Below are 276 nucleotides of genomic sequence, written 5' to 3'. Positions count from 1 at the left end.
CGGTCAGCTGCTTTGCCGCCGCCGAGGGATCCTCATGGTATTAGGCGGCGGCAACGATCAGCTCGCTGACCAGCACCGAGGGCTCGCGAACGCTTCCCTCGCGGGGATCGGCGCCCCTATAGCTCAGGTAGAACACATCCTGCGCGGAGGCGAACAGCTGCAGGCACAGGAAACGGTCGTCCTCGCGCAGCGAGCGGTCGCCGTGGCGGCGCTTGTCGGTACACAGTTCGGCAGTGAGCTGGTTGAGCCCGGCGGCCGGGGCGCGTCGCGGGAAAT

1 pseudogene is annotated in these 276 nt (G+C 67.8%); it reads right to left on the bottom strand.

Annotation, left to right across the window (positions count from 1 at the left end):
- Positions 1-43: 43 nt before the first annotated feature.
- Positions 44-276: pseudogene (locus ACQG3P_RS19620) on the bottom strand (hypothetical protein); the annotation flags it as partial.

The organism is Stenotrophomonas sp. SrG (genome assembly GCF_050031795.1).
Taxonomy (GTDB): Bacteria; Pseudomonadota; Gammaproteobacteria; order Xanthomonadales; family Xanthomonadaceae; genus Stenotrophomonas; species Stenotrophomonas rhizophila_A.
Note: the sequence above shows the minus strand (reverse complement) of the source record. Positions and strands in the feature narration are given on the sequence as shown.